Here is a 15,421-nt window from a genome sequence, read left to right as displayed (position 1 = left end):
GACGTGACGAACCCTACTCCGGGAGATCGGCGCGAGCAGTCGGAGGTGATCGTTGGCACGGTCGGAGGACAACCCGTTGCCGCTGGTTCGGGTGGTCGGACCCTCGATGTTCCCGACCCTCAGGACGGGTGACGTGGTGCTGGTCCGCTACGGGAAGCCGCCGGCGCCGGACGACCTCGTGCTGGTCAGGTGGGCCGCCCGGCCGGGGCAGCTGTCGGTGAAGCGGGCCGTGCGGCCCGACGGCGGGGGTTGGCACGTGGAGGGCGACAACCCGTTCGCCTCCACGGACTCGCGCACGCTCGGGGCGGCCGAGGTGGTCGGGGTGGTCCGGCTCCGGCTCTGGCCGCGGCCGAGGGTGTTGCGCCGCCGTCCCGCGCCGAAGGGCTGAACGGCGGTCGCCCGGTGGCCGCCGTGGCCCGTCTCAGGCGCGCAGCTTGGCGTACCAGGCCACGCACTCGTCGTAGGACGGCAGCAGGCCCTGCTCCCGCGCCTGCTCGAACGACGGCGCGGCGGCGTCCTTGGGCGACAGCAGCGGCGTCACGTCGGTCGGCCAGGGGAGGTCCATCGACAGCGGGTGGACGCCGTGCTCGGCCTTCGGGTTGAAGCCCTCCGAGCACAGGTACGACGCGACCGTGCCGTCCTCCAGCGCCATCAGCGCGTGCCCCATCCCCTCGGGCAGGTACAGGGAGTTGAACACCCCCGCCGACAGCTCCACCGCCTCCCACTCCCCGAACGTGGGCGAGCCGACGCGCAGGTCGACCACCACGTCCAGCAGCCGCCCGCGCGGGCAGTGCACGTACTTGGCCTGCCCGGGCGGCGTGTCGGCGAAGTGGATGCCGCGCACGACCCCGCGCTTGGACTCGCTGTGGTTCGTCTGGGCGACCCGGAGCGGGTGTCCGACCGCTTCGGTGAACACCGCTTCCTGATATGGCGCGACGAACAAACCGCGGTCATCGGGGAACACCGAAGGGGTGAACTCGAATGCGCCGGAAATTTTCAACTCGCGTACCCGCATGCCGCACACCCTAGGGCGTGCCGGCTCTTGACCGATCCTGCCTGCGGAAACTGACCGGTCGGTTCAGAAAACCGGACGTACGTTCTGTGGCACTGCCTCTGACCTGCGGAAAAACTGTGATCCCCGCCGCAGACAGCGGCCGGCGACACTGCCATGCTTGCCCGCACACCGCCCCCAGGAGCCGTCCGCCACACCGCGCGGACGGCGCTCAGACAGGCCCCGTCGACCGCGTGACAACGCCGGTCCCGGTGCGCCGCAGGTATCGCGCACCGCAGGAGGTACTCCCGTGACCGCAGTCAACGACCAGCCGCCCACGACCACCGAATTGAGCGACGAGGAAATCTTCCTCGCGCACGAAGGCGGGAAGCTGGCCGTGGGCGCGACGGCGTCGCTCGCCGACCCGCGCGCCCTCTCCATCGCCTACACCCCGGGCGTGGCCCGGGTCAGCCGCGCCATCGCGCAGGACCCGAGCCTGGCCGCCCGGTACACCTGGGCGCACCGCCTGGTCGCCGTGGTGAGCGACGGCACGGCCGTGCTCGGCCTGGGCGACATCGGCGCGAGCGCGTCCCTCCCGGTCATGGAGGGCAAGGCGGCGCTGTTCAAGACCTTCGGTGGCCTCGACTCGATCCCGCTCGTGCTCGACACCACGGACGTGGACGAGATCGTGGAGACGCTGGTCCGGCTGCGCCCGTCGTTCGGCGCGGTCAACCTGGAGGACGTCGCCGCGCCGCGCTGCTTCGAGCTGGAGGCCCGGCTCATCGAGGCCCTGGACGTGCCGGTCATGCACGACGACCAGCACGGCACGGCGGTCGTGGTGCTGGCCGCGCTGCGCGGCGCGAACGCCGTGCTGGGCAAGGTCGCGGCGGACCAGCGCGTGGTCATCTCCGGCGCGGGCGCGGCGGGCGTGGCCTGCGCGAAGATCCTGCTGGCCGCCGGCGTCGGCGAGGTCACGGTGGTCGACTCGCGCGGCATCGTGCACGCCGGCCGGGACGGGCTCAACCCGGTCAAGGCCGAGCTGGCCGAGGTCACCAACGCGAGCGGCCTGCGCGGCGGCATCGCGGAGGCGCTGCGGGGCGCGGACGTGTTCGTCGGCGTCTCCTCCTCCCAGGTCCCGGAGGAGCTGATCGCGAGCATGGCCCCCGACTCGATCGTGTTCGCCCTGTCGAACCCCGACCCGGAGGTTCACCCGGACGTGGCCGGCCGGCACGCGGCCGTGGTCGCCACCGGGCGCAGCGACTTCCCGAACCAGATCAACAACGTGCTCGCGTTCCCCGGCATCTTCCGCGGCGCGCTGGACGCCGGCGCGAAGAAGATCACCGAGGGCATGAAGCTCGCCGCCGCGGAGGCCATCGCCGCGGTGGCCGCGGACGACCTGGCGGTGGACCGGATCGTGCCGAGCGCCCTCGACCCGCGGGTCGGACCGGAAGTCGCCGCCGCCGTGGCCTTGGCAGCCCGGCAGGACGGAGTAGCCTGACTGGCGTCGGAGTTGGGAGAGCTCCGGCCTCATCCGTCCGTACCCGTCGGCAGGCAACGAAACCGCTAACGTGTTGTTTCGTTAGCCCGTTGAGGGGTGGGCGATGACGCTCCGAAGCGCTACCGTCCCTCTCCTCGGGTGAATATTGCCCGTGGAGAGGGACGCCGTCTTTGGGTGCGGCCGGGCCGGTCATCCCTGCCGTAGACACGGGAAGGTGGGACCGTGCCCAAGCGGGTGGGACGCGCTCCGGTGGTGCTCGATCCGGCGCGTCCGCAGAACGGCGAAGTGGCGCTGGACGGCATCGAGCTGCCCGACGCGCCCACGCTGCTGTGCGACCCCAAGGGCGTGGTCATGCGCGCCAGCGCCGCCGCCGTGGCGCTGACCAAGGCCCGCTCGGCGGACGACCTGGTCGGCCGACCCCTGGGCGAACTGCTGCTCGGCGGCCCCGACGACCTGCGCCTGCACCAGGCCGACGGCGCGCTCGTGCCGGTCCGCGCGGTGCGCACCCCGGTGCCCGGCACCGGCCTGCAGGCGGTGCTGCTGGTCGACGTCTCCGACCTCGCGCGGGCCGCCGAGGACCTGCGCGACGAGCAGCGAAGACTGCGCGCCGTGCAGCGGGTGGCCCGGATCGGCTCGTGGGAGTACGACCCGGACACCGGCGTCACGGTCTGGTCCGAGTCGCACTACGAGATGCTGGGCATGAAGCCCGGCGAGGTGGTGCCCGGCGCGCAGGCCGTGCTGGACGTGGTGCACCCCGACGACTACGAGATGGTCGCGAGCTACTGGGCCAACCGCGCGCTGGACGGCAACCCCATCGACATCGTCTACCGGATCGTGCTGCCGGGCGGCGAGCTGCGCTGGATCCGCGGCGTGGCCGAGGCGAAGCTGCGGTCGGACGGCCGCACCCAGTTCATCACCGGCTACATCCGCGACATCACCGACCAGTGGCGGTCCGACCGCGCCCTGGAGACCGAACGCGCGCGGCTGCTGGAGGCGCAGCGCATCGCCCGCATGGGCAGTTGGAGCTACGAGGTCGCGACCGGCGCGGCGCACCGCAGCGAGGTGCTCCTGGAGATGTACGCCGAGCTGGGCATCGTCCCGGACGACGACCTGCTGTGCGGCGTGCACCCGGAGGACCGCGGCGTGCTGCGCGACCTGCGCCGCAAGCTGCTGAGCCCGGAGGACGGCGGCCCGGCGGCCGAGGGCCGGACGCTGGAGGCCGAGGTGCGCAGCGAGGTCGGCGACCGCGTCTACGTGTGCCGGGCGCGGGCCGAGCTGGAGGGCGGGCGGATCAGCCGGCTGCACGGCACCATCCAGGACGTCACCGAGGCCCGCGCGCTGGAGCGCCAGGCCAGCGACGACCGCCGCCGGCTCGCCGACGCGCAGAAGGCCGCGCAGCTCGGCGTCTGGGAGTGGAACCTGCAGACCGGCGAGGTGCTGTGGTCGGACATGCTGGCCGACCTGTTCGGCGTGCCGCGCGACGAGCACACCCGCTACCAGACCTACCTCGACCTGGTGCACCCCGACGACCGCGGCTGGGTGGACGACCTGTGGCAGCAGCTCGCCACCGAGGAGGTGCCGATCCAGCTGGAGCACCGGATCGTGCGCCGCGACGGCAAGCAGCGCGTGTTCCGCTGCTACGGCGTGGTGGTCAAGGGCCCGAACGGCCTGCCGCTCGCGGTGGGCACCGCGCAGGACATCACCGAGCAGCGCGCCACCGAGACCAGGATGAAGCGGTCCAGCCAGCGCTTCGCCGACCTGGTGTCGCTGACGCCGGTCGGCATCGGCCTGTTCGACGAGGGCGAGCGGCTGGTGGACGCCAACGACGCGCTGTGCGACCTGCTGGGCATGGACCTGGAGCAGTTGCGCGGCATGACCGCGAGCCGGCTCACGCACCCCGACGACGACAGCCGGCTGCCGTCCATCGACGAGATGTCCGCGCCGGACGCCGAGCGCACCCACAAGATCCCGCAGCGCATCCTGGTCCGCCGCGACGGCGTGCAGGTGTACTGCGAGCTGCACATCGCGTTGTCCGTGCAGGACGACGGCCGCCGGTTCTGGCTGATCGTGTTCCAGGACATCACCGAGCGCCGCCGCACGGCCGAGGCGCTGCGCCACCAGGCCACGCACGACGAGCTGACCGGCCTGCCGAACCGGGCGCTGGTCAAGGAGATGCTGGGCCGGTTGCTGGACTCGCCGAACCGGTCCAAGGTCGCGGTGCTGTTCTGCGACATCGACAACTTCAAGCGGGTCAACGACTCGCTCGGCCACGACGCGGGCGACGAGCTGCTGGTGGCGCTGGCGCGGCGGCTGGAGGGCGGCCTGCCCGAGGGCTGCACGGCGGCCCGCCTGTCCGGCGACGAGTACGTGATCATCTGCGAGAACCTGGACCGGGTCGGCGGCGTGGACGCGCTGGCCACGAAGGTCGCCGGGCTGCTGCGCACGGCGGTGCCGGTGCACGGGCAGCTCGTCCGGGTGTCCGCGTCGATCGGCGCGGCCGTGCCGAACGGGTCCCGCGCGACCGGCAACGACCTGCTGCGCTTCGCCGACGCGGCGATGTTCGAGGCCAAGCGCTCGGGCGCGGGCCGGGTGTCGCTCGCCAGCGCGGCGCTGATCGCGTCGGCCGACCGCCAGGTGCACCTGGAGGGCCAGCTCCGGGAGGCGTTGCAGCACGACGGGTTGGCGCTGCACTTCCAGCCGGTGGTCGGGGTGGACGGCGTGGTGCAGACCGCGGAGGCGCTGGTGCGGTGGCCGCACCCGGACCGCGGGCTGCTGCCGCCGGACATCTTCCTGCCCGTGGCCGAGCAGGGCGACCTGATGCGCGAGCTGGACCGGTGGGTGCTGCGGACCGCGTTGAAGGAGGCCGCGAGCTGGCCCGAGCCGGGCGGCAGGCCGGTGTCGGTGGCGGTGAACCTGGCCGGCCTGGTGCCCGGCGACCCGGAGTTCGCCGACATCGTGGCCAACGCGATCGCGGAGGCGGGCATCCCGTGGGACCGCGTGGTGCTGGAGCTGGTGGAGACGGCGCTGGTCGACCTGCCGTCGCGGGTGCGGCAGACCATGGACGAGCTGGTGGACCGCGGCATCCGGTTCGCCGTGGACGACTTCGGCACCGGCTACTCGTCGCTGGCCCGGCTGAAGGACCTGCCCGCGCAGATCATCAAGGTGGACCGCCGGTTCGTGTCCGGGCTGGGCAAGGACCCGTCCGACTTCGCCGTCGCCAAGGCGGTGGTCGACATGGCCCGCGCGATGGACCGCCGGTGCGTGGCCGAGGGCGTGGAGACGGCGACGCAGTTCCAGGTGCTGCGCGGCATCGGCGTGGACACCTACCAGGGCTGGCTGTTCTCGCGCCCCGTGCCGCCCAAGGAGTTCCGCGCGGTGCTGGCACTTGGTCCGTTGCACATCCCCCGCGCCGGGTGATCGGCGATACTGCCGTCCCGATGGACGTCACAACCTGGGGGACTGCCCGGTGAACCCGGAACGGATGATCGCCGACCTCGAAGCCAGGGCACGGGAGCTGTCCGAGCGCTCGCGCGAGCTGCGGGACCGGCTCCGCGACGCGCAGGCCACGCAGCGGTCGCCGGACGGCGCGGTGACCGCGACCGTCGCGCCGAACGGGTCGTTGCGGCACATCGAGTTCTCGTCGGACGCGGCGCGGTTCGCGCCGGCGCGGCTGGGCGAGGTGGTGCTGGACACGGTGCGGCGGGCGCAGGCGCGGGCCGCGCGGCAGGCGGCGGAGGCCGTCGGACCGCGGTTCGGCGGCACGGCCGCGATGGACTTCCTGACCGGCCCCGTCCCGTCCGGCGCGGCCGGTGTGGCAGCGGATGTGGCCGACGCGGCGGGCGGGCCGGCGGCGGACGTGTCGGGCGCGGCAGCGGACGTTTCGGCAGCGGGCGTGGCAGCGGATGTGCCGGATGTGGCGGATGCGGCAGCGGGCGTGCCCGCTGTGGCGGACGCGGCTGGCGTGCCCGGTGTGGCGGACGCGGCGGCGGACGTGGCCGGGTTGCCCTTGCCGCGCAGCCTGCGGGAGCCGGACGACGAGCCGGGGACGGCGCGTTGGTGACAGGTTCTCCGGTGCTGGAGTCGGTGCGCGTGGTGCCGAGGCCGGACGCCGACCCGTTGCGGCCGCTGGAGGTGGCCGGGCTCGGGTGGCTGGTCGAGCACGTCGCGCCCTTGCGCGAGCCGGTGGCCTGGCTCGCGGGTCAGGGCGACCGGTTCGCGGAGGCCGTCGCCACCTGGCGGCAGGTCGCCACCACGCTCGACGGCATCGCGCGGCGGCGGCCGGGCGGGCGGCTCACCGCGGAGATCGCGGCGACGGGCCGGGTGTGCCGCGCGGTGGCGGCGCACCTCGCCGAGGTGGCCGCGATCACCGCCGCGATCCGCGCCGTGCTGCTGGAAGTGGTCGCGCTGTTCGTCGAGGAGGTCCTGGCCAACGCGGCCGTGGCGCTCGCCGCGTCGGACCTCACGGGCGGCGGCTCGCGGTCGGACTTCGCGGCGTGGGCGGTGGGGCGCGGCGCGGTCGTGCTGGACCGGGTCACGCGGCGGTTGGCCGAGCTGGCGCCGGTCGTGGTGCGCATCCTGCGGGTGCTGAAGGCGTTGTTCGGCCGGGCGCGCGACGTGGTGCAGACCATCACCCGCTGCGGTGGGTGAACCGCCCGGTCAGCCCCACTGGCCCTGGCCGGGCGTCGGGTACGGACCGGAGGTCGGGTGCGGAGGCGTCGGGTGCGGGCCGGGTGCTCGAGGGGGTGGGCCGGGCTTCGCGCCGCGCACCGCCCGGCCGACCGGGGGCAGCACGGCGACCAGACCCGGCACCAGCCACAGCACGAGTGCGATCGCCGGGACGATCCCGAACGTCGGCGGCAGCACCCCCGTCGCCAGGTTGCCGAGCACCAGCCCGAAGTGGACCGCGGCCACCAGCGAGATCGCGGCCAGGCCCCAGCGCACGCCGGGCACCCGGCACACCAGCAGCACCGCGAGGAGCAGCGCCAGGCCCGGCAGCGCGAACGACACCGCCGCCGCGACCGCGACGCTGCGGTAACTGCCGGGGAACGGCGGCATGACGATCGCGCCCCACAGGCCCGTCGCGAACCCGGAGCGGCTCGCCAGGCCGATCGAGCCGACCAGGGCGAGCAGGATGCCGGGCAGGTAGAGCAGCCCGGCGACCACGGGCATCGCCTTGCCCGGCGGCTTCGGCGGACCGGCCTGGTACGGCGCACCGGGGTGCGGCCGACCCGGATGGGGTTGGCCGGGGTACGGAGGCTGGCCGGGGTACGGGACCTCGCCGGGGTGCTGGGGTTGGCCTGCGTAGGGGAGCTGACCCGGGTGGGGCGGCTGACCGGGGAACCGGCCGCCGTGGGGAGGCTGACCCGGGTGCGGCGGCGGGCCGGGGTACTGCTGCGGACCCGGCTGCCAACCGGGTCGGGGTTGAGTCATGCGCGCCTCCTGGGTCAGCCGAAAGCTACCGGTCGGCGGCCGGCCGCGAGGCGTGCTTCGCGGAATTCGCGGGGCGACCCGGCGCTACGCCGACGCCGACGCCCGGATCAGCGGCAGCAGCGCGGCGATCCGGTGCCGGGGCAGGTCGATCAGCCTCAGCTCCAGGTCCTCGTGCTCGCCGATCCGCTCCCGCGCCTCCCGCTTGGTCAACGCGCCGCGCGTCGCCGTGACCAACGCCTCACGCCACACGTTGCCCAGCTTGCCGTGCGCCCGCATCAGCACCTCCCGCACGGCCAGCCCGCCGGCGTCCAGCGTGCCCGCCAACACCTGGTCGGCCACCACCACGCAGTGCTTGCCGTCCGGTGTGGACCGCAGGAACCGCAGCGCGAACCTGGTGTCCACCAACGACCTCAGCCCTTGCTGGCCCGCCGCCGACGCCACGTCCGGGTGGTTGTTGGGCACGAGCGCCGCCATCCGGCCGGGCGAGCAGGCCAGCAGCGTCCGCAGCAGCCACGGCCCGGGGTCGCCGGACAGGTCCACCGCCAGCGACGCCGCGCCCTTGCCGACCGGGTCGGCCCACCCCGGCCCGCGGGGCTTCGGCGGCGGCGAGGACTCCGGTCGCGGCGCGAGGTCGACCAGGGCCGCCAACGCCGTCGAACCCGGACCGGACGCCTCCACGGACTGCGGTCCGTGCGTGTAGATGGCCGTCCGGGCGGCGCCGGCGGGCGTGGCCGAGCGGCGGGACGTGGGCCGGCACACGTACAGGTCGGCCGCGCTGCCGATGGCCTGCGCGCCGTCGAACCGGTGGAACGCGGGCAGGATCGCCTCGAACACGAGCCCGAGCCGCTGCAACTCCTGCTGCACCTTCAACCCCAGCGCGGGCGTCCGGTCGCTGAACCCGTAGGCGAGCAGCACGCGACCCCGCGCGGTGTCGGCCAGGCACTCGATCGCGCGAGCCGCGAACAACGCCATGCCCTCCGGCGTGTACGGGGGGTCGCTGAACACCAGGTCCGCCGACTCCAGCACGGCGGGCGGCAGGCCGAACCGGAAGTCCGCGTGGACGGTGCGGACCGGCCACCCCCGGTCCGCCGCCCGCGTCGCGATGTGCTCCAGCAGCCGGTCGTCCACGTCGACCACCACGACCTCGACCTCGGGGTTCACCGCGCACACCGCGAGCGAGGTCAGGTCGTGGTCGCCCAGGCACAGCAGCCTGCGGCCGGCCAGGTCGTAGGTGGTGTCCAACCACAACGCGCGCTTCAACGCCGTCTCCGCCGTGGCCTGCACGTGGTCCAGCGCGGCCAGCGGCGGCGGCACGTCGGCGATGTCGGCGAGGATCGTGCGCAACCGCGCGGTGTGCCGCGGGACCAGCGCGTCCACCGGGTCGACCAGGTCGTCGCCCGCGCCGAACGGCGCGTAGTCGGCGGCCTTGGCGGGCGCGAGCCGGTACCGGTCGCGGTCGGTCTCCAGGTCGTCGCCGACCGCCGTCAGCAGCTCCTGCACGGTGCGCCGCGGCACCGCGGGAAGCCGAACCAACTCGGCCAGCGTGTGCCAGTCGCGGGCCAGCAGGTCGAGCACGCGGCGCAGCTTGCGGGCGTGCGCGCCGCGGTCGGCGAGGAGTGCTCGCACCGTTTCGGTTGCCACAAGCGGTGCAGCGTACTGACCGGATGCTGAAACGCCGTGCCGCGGTCGGACCGACGGGCTAGGGTCGATCGACGCTTGATGCCCAACGGCAGGAGGACCACGGGTGATCGAGTTCCGCGACGTGACCAAGCGGTTCGACGACGGGACCACCGCGGTGCACGGCCTGGACCTCGTGGTCGAGGCGGGCACGATCACGGTCTTCGTCGGACCGTCCGGGTGCGGCAAGACCACGTCGCTGCGCATGGTGAACCGCATGATCGACCCCACGTCGGGGACCGTCCTGGTGGACGGTCGGGACGTGCTCGGGGTGGACCCGCCCACGCTGCGGCGCGGCATCGGCTACGTCATCCAGCAGGCCGGCCTGTTCCCGCACCGCAGCGTGCTGGACAACGTCGCCACCGTGCCGCTGCTCACCGGCTGGACGCGCCGCAGGGCCAGGCAGCGCGCGGCGGAGCTGCTGGAGCTGGTCGGCCTGCCCGCCGAACTGGGCCGCCGGTACCCGGCGCAGCTCTCCGGCGGTCAGCAGCAGCGCGTCGGCGTGGCGCGGGCGCTGGCCGCGGACCCGCCGGTGCTGCTGATGGACGAGCCGTTCAGCGCGGTGGACCCGGTGGTGCGCGAGGGGTTGCAGGACGAGCTGCTGCGGTTGCAGGCCGAACTGGACAAGACCATCGTGTTCGTCACGCACGACATCGACGAGGCGATCAAGATCGGTGAGAAGGTGGCGGTGATGCGAACCGGTGGCCACCTGGCGCAGTACGCGCCGCCCGCCGAGCTGCTGACCCGGCCCGCGGACGACTTCGTGGCGTCCTTCGTGGGCAAGGACCGCGGCTACCGCAGCCTGTCCTTTGTGGACCCGTCCGGGGTGGAGGTGGTGGACGTGCCGACCGTCGCGGAGGGCGCGGGCGCGACGTCCGCACCGGACTGGCGGCTCGTGCTGGACGACGAGCGCCGGCCCAAGGGCTGGGTCGCGCCGGACGGGACGGCCGTGCCGGGCGGTTCGCTGTACGAGGTGGGCGCCCCGATCCGGGGCGCGCTGGACGCCGCGCTGTCCTCGCCGTCCGGGCTGGGCGTGGCGGTGGACGACGGCGGCCGGCTGGCCGGCGTGGTCACCGCGCGGCAGGTCCTCGACGTGATCGAGAGCCGCCGTGGGTGACCTCCCGCACTACCTCGGCGACGCCGGCACCCGGGCGGCGCTGCTGGACCGGCTGCTCGACCACGTCTACCTGTCGCTGGTGCCGCTGGTCGTGTCCGTGGTGCTGGCGATCGTGCTCGGGCTGCTGTGCCACCGGTTCCGGGCGGTCAACGCGACGCTGATCGCGATGTCGAACGTGCTCTACACGATCCCGTCGCTGGCGTTGTTCGCGATCATCCCGGCCGTCATCGGCACGCAGGTGCTCGACCCGGTCAACATCATCACCGCGCTGACGCTCTACACGACCGCGCTGCTGGTCCGGCCGGTCGCCGAGGCGCTGGACGCGGTGCCCGCGCACATCACCGCCGCCGCCACCGCGATGGGCTTCCGGCCGCTGCGCCGGTTCCTGACGGTGGAGCTGCCGCTGGCGGTGCCGGTGCTCGCGGCGGGGGTGCGGGTCGGGTCGGTGAGCAACATCAGCCTGGTGAGCGTCGGCGCGTTGATCGGCACGGGCGGCCTGGGCACGTTGTTCACCGACGGGTTCCAGCAGCGCTACCTGGCGCCGATCATCGTCGGCATCGTGCTCACCCTGGCGCTGGCGCTCGTGGTGGACCTGCTGCTCGTGGTGCTGCGCAACCGGTTGACCCGCTGGGTGAAGGCGGGCACGCCGTGATCTTCGCCGATGCTCTCGCGTGGCTGCTGGACCCGGTCAACTGGTCCGGCGGCAAGTCGATCCCGGTGCGGGTCGGCGTGCACCTGCTGTACTGCCTGGGCGCGGTGCTCGGGGCGGCGCTGATCGCGGTGCCGCTGGGCCTGTACGTCGGGCACACCGGTCGCGGCGGGGTGCTGCTCGTCGGCGGCAGCAACGCGTTGCGCGCGCTGCCCACGCTCGGCCTGGTCACGTTCCTGTACCTGATCACGGGCGGCGGCGCGGTCGGGGTGCTGATCGCCCTGGTCGTGCTGGCCGTGCCGCCGATCCTGGCCGGCACCTACGCGGGCGTCCAGGACGTGGACCGCGGCGTGGTGGACGCGGCGCGGGGCATGGGCATGACCGGCGCGCAGCGGATGTGGCAGGTGGAGGTGCCCAACGCGCTGCCGCTGCTCGTCGGCGGCCTGCGCAACGCCATGCTGCAGGTGGTCGCGACCGCCTCGGTGGCGGCCTACGTGGGCATCGAGACGCTGGGACGTCCGCTGCTGGACGGCCTGCGGGTGTTGGACTACGGGCAGTTCGTCGGCGGCGCGGTGCTGATCGCGCTGCTGGCGGTCGTGCTCGACGTGGTGCTCGCGGGCGTCGGCCGGCTGGTCGTGCCCGCGGGTGTGCGGCTGTCGGCCCGGGAACGCGGCGCGCGCGGCGGGAAGGCGCGGTCGCGCAGGACACAGCCGAGGCGTCCGGGAGAGCCGGCGCCCGTCGAATCTGGAGGAAGTACGGCATGAAGCGCTCGTTGGCCGCGGTCGTCGCGGTCGCCGCCCTGCTCGTTTCCGCGTGCGGGTCCAAAGAGGACCTGGGCGGGACCGGCCAGGACGCCGCGTCGGGTGAGGTCGTGGTCGGTTCGGCCGACTTCACCGAGAACAAGATCCTGGCCGAGATCTACGCCGGCGCGTTGAAGGCGACCGGGGCGACGGTGTCGGTGAAGCCCGGCATCGGGGCCCGGGAGCTGGTCGTGAAGGCGTTGCAGGACAAGTCGCTCGGCGTGGTGCCGGAGTACACGGGCAACCTGCTCAACTACTTCGACAAGACCAACACCACGACCGAGTCGGAGGAGGTCTACGCGGCGCTCAAGGCCAAGACGCCGCAGGGCCTGGAGGTGCTCCGGAAGTCGGACGCCGAGGACAAGGACGTCCTGGTGGTCACCAAGGCGACGGCGGACTCCGGCGTGAAGTCGATCGCCGACCTCGGGTCCGGCAAGTACGCGCTCGGCGCGGCGGGCGAGTGGGCCCAGCGCTGGGAGGCCAAGATCAAGGAGCTGTACGGGGTCACGTTCACCGAGATCAAGACGACCGACGCGGGCGGCCCGATCACGGTGGACGCGCTGAAGAACGGCACCGTGCAGGTGATCAACCTCTACACCACGTCGGCCGACCTCGAGGTGAACGACTTCGTCCAGCTCGAGGACCCGAAGACGATGTACCCGGCCCAGAACGTGGTGCCGCTGGTGCGGTCGGACGCGGTCGACGCCAAGGGCAAGGAGGCGCTGGACAAGGTGTCCGCGGCGCTGACCACGGAGAAGCTGGCCGAGCTGGTCAAGCGGGTGGACGTGGACAAGGAGACGATCGCCAACGTGGCGGCGGACTTCCTGAAGGGCGTCTCGCTGTAGTTCCCGGCTCGCCAACGGCCCGGTCCCCCGGCGGGGTGGCCGGGCCGCGGCGTGTGGTGGGTGGCGGCCGGCGCGCGGCGGGTTGCGACGAGCCCGCGATGCGTTCAGTATTGGCCGATGTTCAGCGAAAATGAACATGAAAAGGTTTTGAACGCACGCCTGGTCGAGCTGCGCGAGTGGCTGCGTCCGCTCGGCCTCGGGGTCGACAGGGGCGAACGGGCCGCCGACGAAGGGGTTGACCTGGTGGTCCACCTCAGCCGGCCCTCGGGCGCGGCTCGGACGTACGCCGTCCTGGTCAAGCGGGCGGTGCCGGCCGAACTCGCGACGGCGCTGCACCCGCACGCGTCGCTGCCCACCCTGGTCGTCGCCCGCTCGATCACCGGGCAAGCCGCGGACCTGCTGCGCGCGCGGGGCATCGACTACGTCGACGAGGCGGGCAACGCCCACATCGAGTGGGATGACGTGCTCATCGACGTCCGAGGGCGTCGCAAGACGAGCGCGCGGACCGGTGGTTCCCCACCACCCGGGAGCAAGGCGTTCGGCCGCGCGGGCCTGAAGGTCGGGTTCGTCCTGCTCACCTGGCCCACGACGGCGGGGAAGCCGCTGCGCGGGCTCGCGCGCGCCAGTGGCGTCTCGCTCGGCACCGCGCAAGCAGTCGTCGACGACCTCGCCAAGGCCGGCTACCTGTACGAAGTGGCGGGCGAACGCAGGCTGGCGAGAGCGGGGGAGTTGCTCAACCGGTGGTCGGAGGCCTATTCGACAAGGCTCTCGCCGGCGCTGACCCTCGGCGACTTCGAGGCCGCGGACCTCTCGTGGTGGCGCGATGCGGAGGAGGAGTTGACGCGGGCGGACGTCCAGGTGGGAGGAGAAGCCGGCGCGAGCGTCCTCGACCCGCACCTCGTCCCGGCGACCCTCACCCTCTACGCCGCCGAACCGCCGCGCTCGCTCATCGGCAGGCACCGGCTGGCGCGCGCCGAACGAGGAGGCAACGTGCACGTACGACGACGCTTCTGGACGGCGGACCGGCAGTCGTGGATCGTGCCTTCCACGCTGATCTACGCTGATCTGCTCGCATCCGGCGACCCCCGCCAACGCGAGCACGCGGACAGGATGAGAAGCAGTGACGATCGACTTGCGGGCCTCGACCGACTATGAGGTCCTCAGGGCCGCCAAGGTGTTGGCCCGAATCGACGAAGCGGCGCACGAAGCGCGGGTCCACTACCTGGTCGTGGGTGCGACCGCCCGCTCGCTCATCTCCCTCGACCTGCTCGGCGGATCTCCCGACCGTCGCACCCGGGACATCGACATCGCGGCCGAGGTCGCCTCCTGAGACCGGCCCTACGGTGAGGACTACGACGTGCTCGAGAGGCCGACTACGACCCCTCGGCAGCGGGAGCACGGCTGCTGGGGTCGCACATACCGGCTTTGCTCGATGACGCCGGTACAACCGAACTGCTCCGCATCCTGGACGATCCCGAGTTGACGGGGCGGTTGGCGAAGGACATGGGTTCCCCTCGCGCGGCAGTCATGGTGCAGGCCATGAGCCGAGGTGTTCGCGATGTCCTCGAGGAAACCGGGCGGACGCAACCCGGATGACCGACGTGGCGCCCGCCCCTCAGGACCGGCCGCCGATGCGGGTGGTCAGCTCGTCCGCCGCGCGCCGCGCCTCCGCCGCCAGCTCCGGCCACGTCTCGCCGCACTCCGCCTCGCACACGTGCCGGAACGTCACCGTGATCGCGGCGATCGGGCGTTCGCCGCGGTCGAAGACGGGGGCCGCGACCGACGCGAACCCGGCCGTCACGTACCCGTCCTCCACCGCCCACCCGCGCCGCCGTTCGACGGCCAGCAGCCGGCGCAGCGCGGGCAGGTTGCGCGGCCCCCGCCCGGTCCGGTCCACGAACGGACCCGGGAACAGCGCCCTGACCTGCGCCGCGGGCAGCCGGGCGAGCATGGCCCGACCCGACGCGGTCAGGTGCGCGGGCAGCCGCACGCCGACCTCCGACACGATCGTGGCCGGGTGCCGGGGCTGCTCGCGCACCAGGTACAGCGCCTCCGCCCCGTGCAGCACGCCCAGGTGCGCGGTCCGCCCGACCGCGTCCACCAGCCGCCGCAGCACCGGCCGCGCCAGCCGCTCCAACGGGTCGTGGCGCAGGTAGGCCGACCCCAGCTCGAACGCCGCCACGCCGAGCCCGTAGCGCCGCTCCTCGGGGAAGTGCGTGGCGAACCCGGCCGCGGTCAGCTCGGCGAGCAGGTGGTAGGTCGTGGACCGGGGCAGCGCCAGCTCCCGCGCGACCGCCGCGGCCGACAGCGGGCCGGGTCTGCTCGCCAGCAGGCGCAGCACGGCGAGCCCCCGGCGCAACGCCGGCACGTCGCTGCTGCCACCCACGGGACCCATTCTCAACAGAATCGCGGCG

General features: G+C 73.4%; 15 protein-coding genes. 11 read left to right on the top strand and 4 right to left on the bottom strand.

Annotated features, from left to right (window positions below):
* Positions 1 to 52 precede the first annotated feature (52 nt).
* Positions 53 to 388, top strand: coding sequence for a S24/S26 family peptidase (locus tag ACWEFJ_RS05660; protein ID WP_378083410.1), 336 nt, complete (start codon positions 53 to 55; stop codon positions 386 to 388).
* Positions 389 to 421: 33 nt separating this feature from the next.
* Here the strand turns inward: ACWEFJ_RS05660 and ACWEFJ_RS05655 are convergent, their stop codons facing one another.
* Entirely contained in the window at positions 422 to 1,015 is a 594-nt protein-coding gene (locus ACWEFJ_RS05655; RefSeq protein ID WP_449713033.1) for a dTDP-4-dehydrorhamnose 3,5-epimerase family protein, read from the bottom strand.
* Between the two features lie 286 nt (positions 1,016 to 1,301).
* Here ACWEFJ_RS05655 and ACWEFJ_RS05650 point away from each other — a divergent pair, with 286 nt between their 5' ends.
* The 4 genes from ACWEFJ_RS05650 to ACWEFJ_RS05635 all read left to right on the top strand — a co-directional run bounded on the left by ACWEFJ_RS05650 (position 1,302) and on the right by ACWEFJ_RS05635 (position 7,136).
* Positions 1,302 to 2,489: an NAD(P)-dependent malic enzyme gene (locus tag ACWEFJ_RS05650; RefSeq protein ID WP_378083413.1), complete on the top strand. Its 1,188-nt coding sequence runs from the start codon at positions 1,302 to 1,304 to the stop codon at positions 2,487 to 2,489.
* 222 nt (positions 2,490 to 2,711) lie between these two features.
* The gene (locus tag ACWEFJ_RS05645) at positions 2,712 to 5,906 is read left to right on the top strand and encodes a bifunctional diguanylate cyclase/phosphodiesterase (protein ID WP_378083415.1); all 3,195 of its coding nucleotides are present in this window, start codon (positions 2,712 to 2,714) and stop codon (positions 5,904 to 5,906) included.
* 49 nt (positions 5,907 to 5,955) lie between these two features.
* On the top strand, positions 5,956 to 6,549 hold the full coding sequence (locus ACWEFJ_RS05640; RefSeq protein WP_449713032.1) for a YbaB/EbfC family nucleoid-associated protein: 594 nt from the start codon (positions 5,956 to 5,958) through the stop codon (positions 6,547 to 6,549).
* Positions 6,546 to 7,136, top strand: coding sequence for a hypothetical protein (locus ACWEFJ_RS05635; RefSeq protein ID WP_449713031.1), 591 nt, complete (start codon positions 6,546 to 6,548; stop codon positions 7,134 to 7,136). Before ACWEFJ_RS05640 ends, ACWEFJ_RS05635 begins: the two co-directional genes overlap by 4 nt.
* Before the next feature lie 9 nt (positions 7,137 to 7,145).
* Here the strand turns inward: ACWEFJ_RS05635 and ACWEFJ_RS05630 are convergent, their stop codons facing one another.
* Together ACWEFJ_RS05630 and ACWEFJ_RS05625 are read right to left on the bottom strand one after the other, a co-directional pair.
* Positions 7,146 to 7,919, bottom strand: a complete 774-nt coding sequence (locus ACWEFJ_RS05630; protein WP_449713030.1) for a hypothetical protein — start codon at positions 7,917 to 7,919, stop codon at positions 7,146 to 7,148.
* An 84-nt stretch (positions 7,920 to 8,003) separates the two neighbouring features.
* A complete protein-coding gene (locus ACWEFJ_RS05625) occupies positions 8,004 to 9,560 on the bottom strand; it encodes a bis-aminopropyl spermidine synthase family protein (RefSeq protein ID WP_449713029.1) in 1,557 nt (518 codons plus the stop codon).
* 103 nt (positions 9,561 to 9,663) lie between these two features.
* On the opposite strand from ACWEFJ_RS05625, the gene ACWEFJ_RS05620 reads away from it, so the two are divergent.
* The 6 genes from ACWEFJ_RS05620 to ACWEFJ_RS05595 all read left to right on the top strand — a co-directional run bounded on the left by ACWEFJ_RS05620 (position 9,664) and on the right by ACWEFJ_RS05595 (position 14,337).
* A complete protein-coding gene (locus ACWEFJ_RS05620; RefSeq protein ID WP_378083425.1) occupies positions 9,664 to 10,713 on the top strand; it encodes an ABC transporter ATP-binding protein in 1,050 nt (349 codons plus the stop codon).
* Positions 10,706 to 11,365, top strand: coding sequence for an ABC transporter permease (locus tag ACWEFJ_RS05615; protein WP_378083428.1), 660 nt, complete (start codon positions 10,706 to 10,708; stop codon positions 11,363 to 11,365). The genes ACWEFJ_RS05620 and ACWEFJ_RS05615 overlap by 8 nt, the downstream gene beginning before the upstream one ends.
* Complete coding sequence (locus tag ACWEFJ_RS05610) at positions 11,365 to 12,126, top strand: ABC transporter permease (protein ID WP_449713050.1); 762 nt, start codon at positions 11,365 to 11,367, stop codon at positions 12,124 to 12,126. The genes ACWEFJ_RS05615 and ACWEFJ_RS05610 overlap by 1 nt, the downstream gene beginning before the upstream one ends.
* Positions 12,123 to 13,007, top strand: a complete 885-nt coding sequence (locus ACWEFJ_RS05605) for an ABC transporter substrate-binding protein (RefSeq protein ID WP_378083430.1) — start codon at positions 12,123 to 12,125, stop codon at positions 13,005 to 13,007. The genes ACWEFJ_RS05610 and ACWEFJ_RS05605 overlap by 4 nt, the downstream gene beginning before the upstream one ends.
* A gap of 117 nt (positions 13,008 to 13,124) precedes the next feature.
* Entirely contained in the window at positions 13,125 to 14,162 is a 1,038-nt protein-coding gene (locus tag ACWEFJ_RS05600) for a type IV toxin-antitoxin system AbiEi family antitoxin (protein ID WP_449713028.1), read from the top strand.
* Positions 14,128 to 14,337, top strand: coding sequence for a hypothetical protein (locus ACWEFJ_RS05595; protein WP_378083433.1), 210 nt, complete (start codon positions 14,128 to 14,130; stop codon positions 14,335 to 14,337). The genes ACWEFJ_RS05600 and ACWEFJ_RS05595 overlap by 35 nt, the downstream gene beginning before the upstream one ends.
* 285 nt (positions 14,338 to 14,622) lie before the next feature.
* Here ACWEFJ_RS05595 and ACWEFJ_RS05590 read toward each other — a convergent pair whose 3' ends face one another.
* The gene (locus ACWEFJ_RS05590) at positions 14,623 to 15,393 is read right to left on the bottom strand and encodes an IclR family transcriptional regulator (RefSeq protein ID WP_378083435.1); all 771 of its coding nucleotides are present in this window, start codon (positions 15,391 to 15,393) and stop codon (positions 14,623 to 14,625) included.
* Positions 15,394 to 15,421: the final 28 nt, after the last annotated feature.

The sequence above is a fragment of the Actinosynnema sp. NPDC004786 genome (genome assembly GCF_053601135.1).
This window is presented reverse-complemented; position numbering and strand designations above follow the sequence as displayed.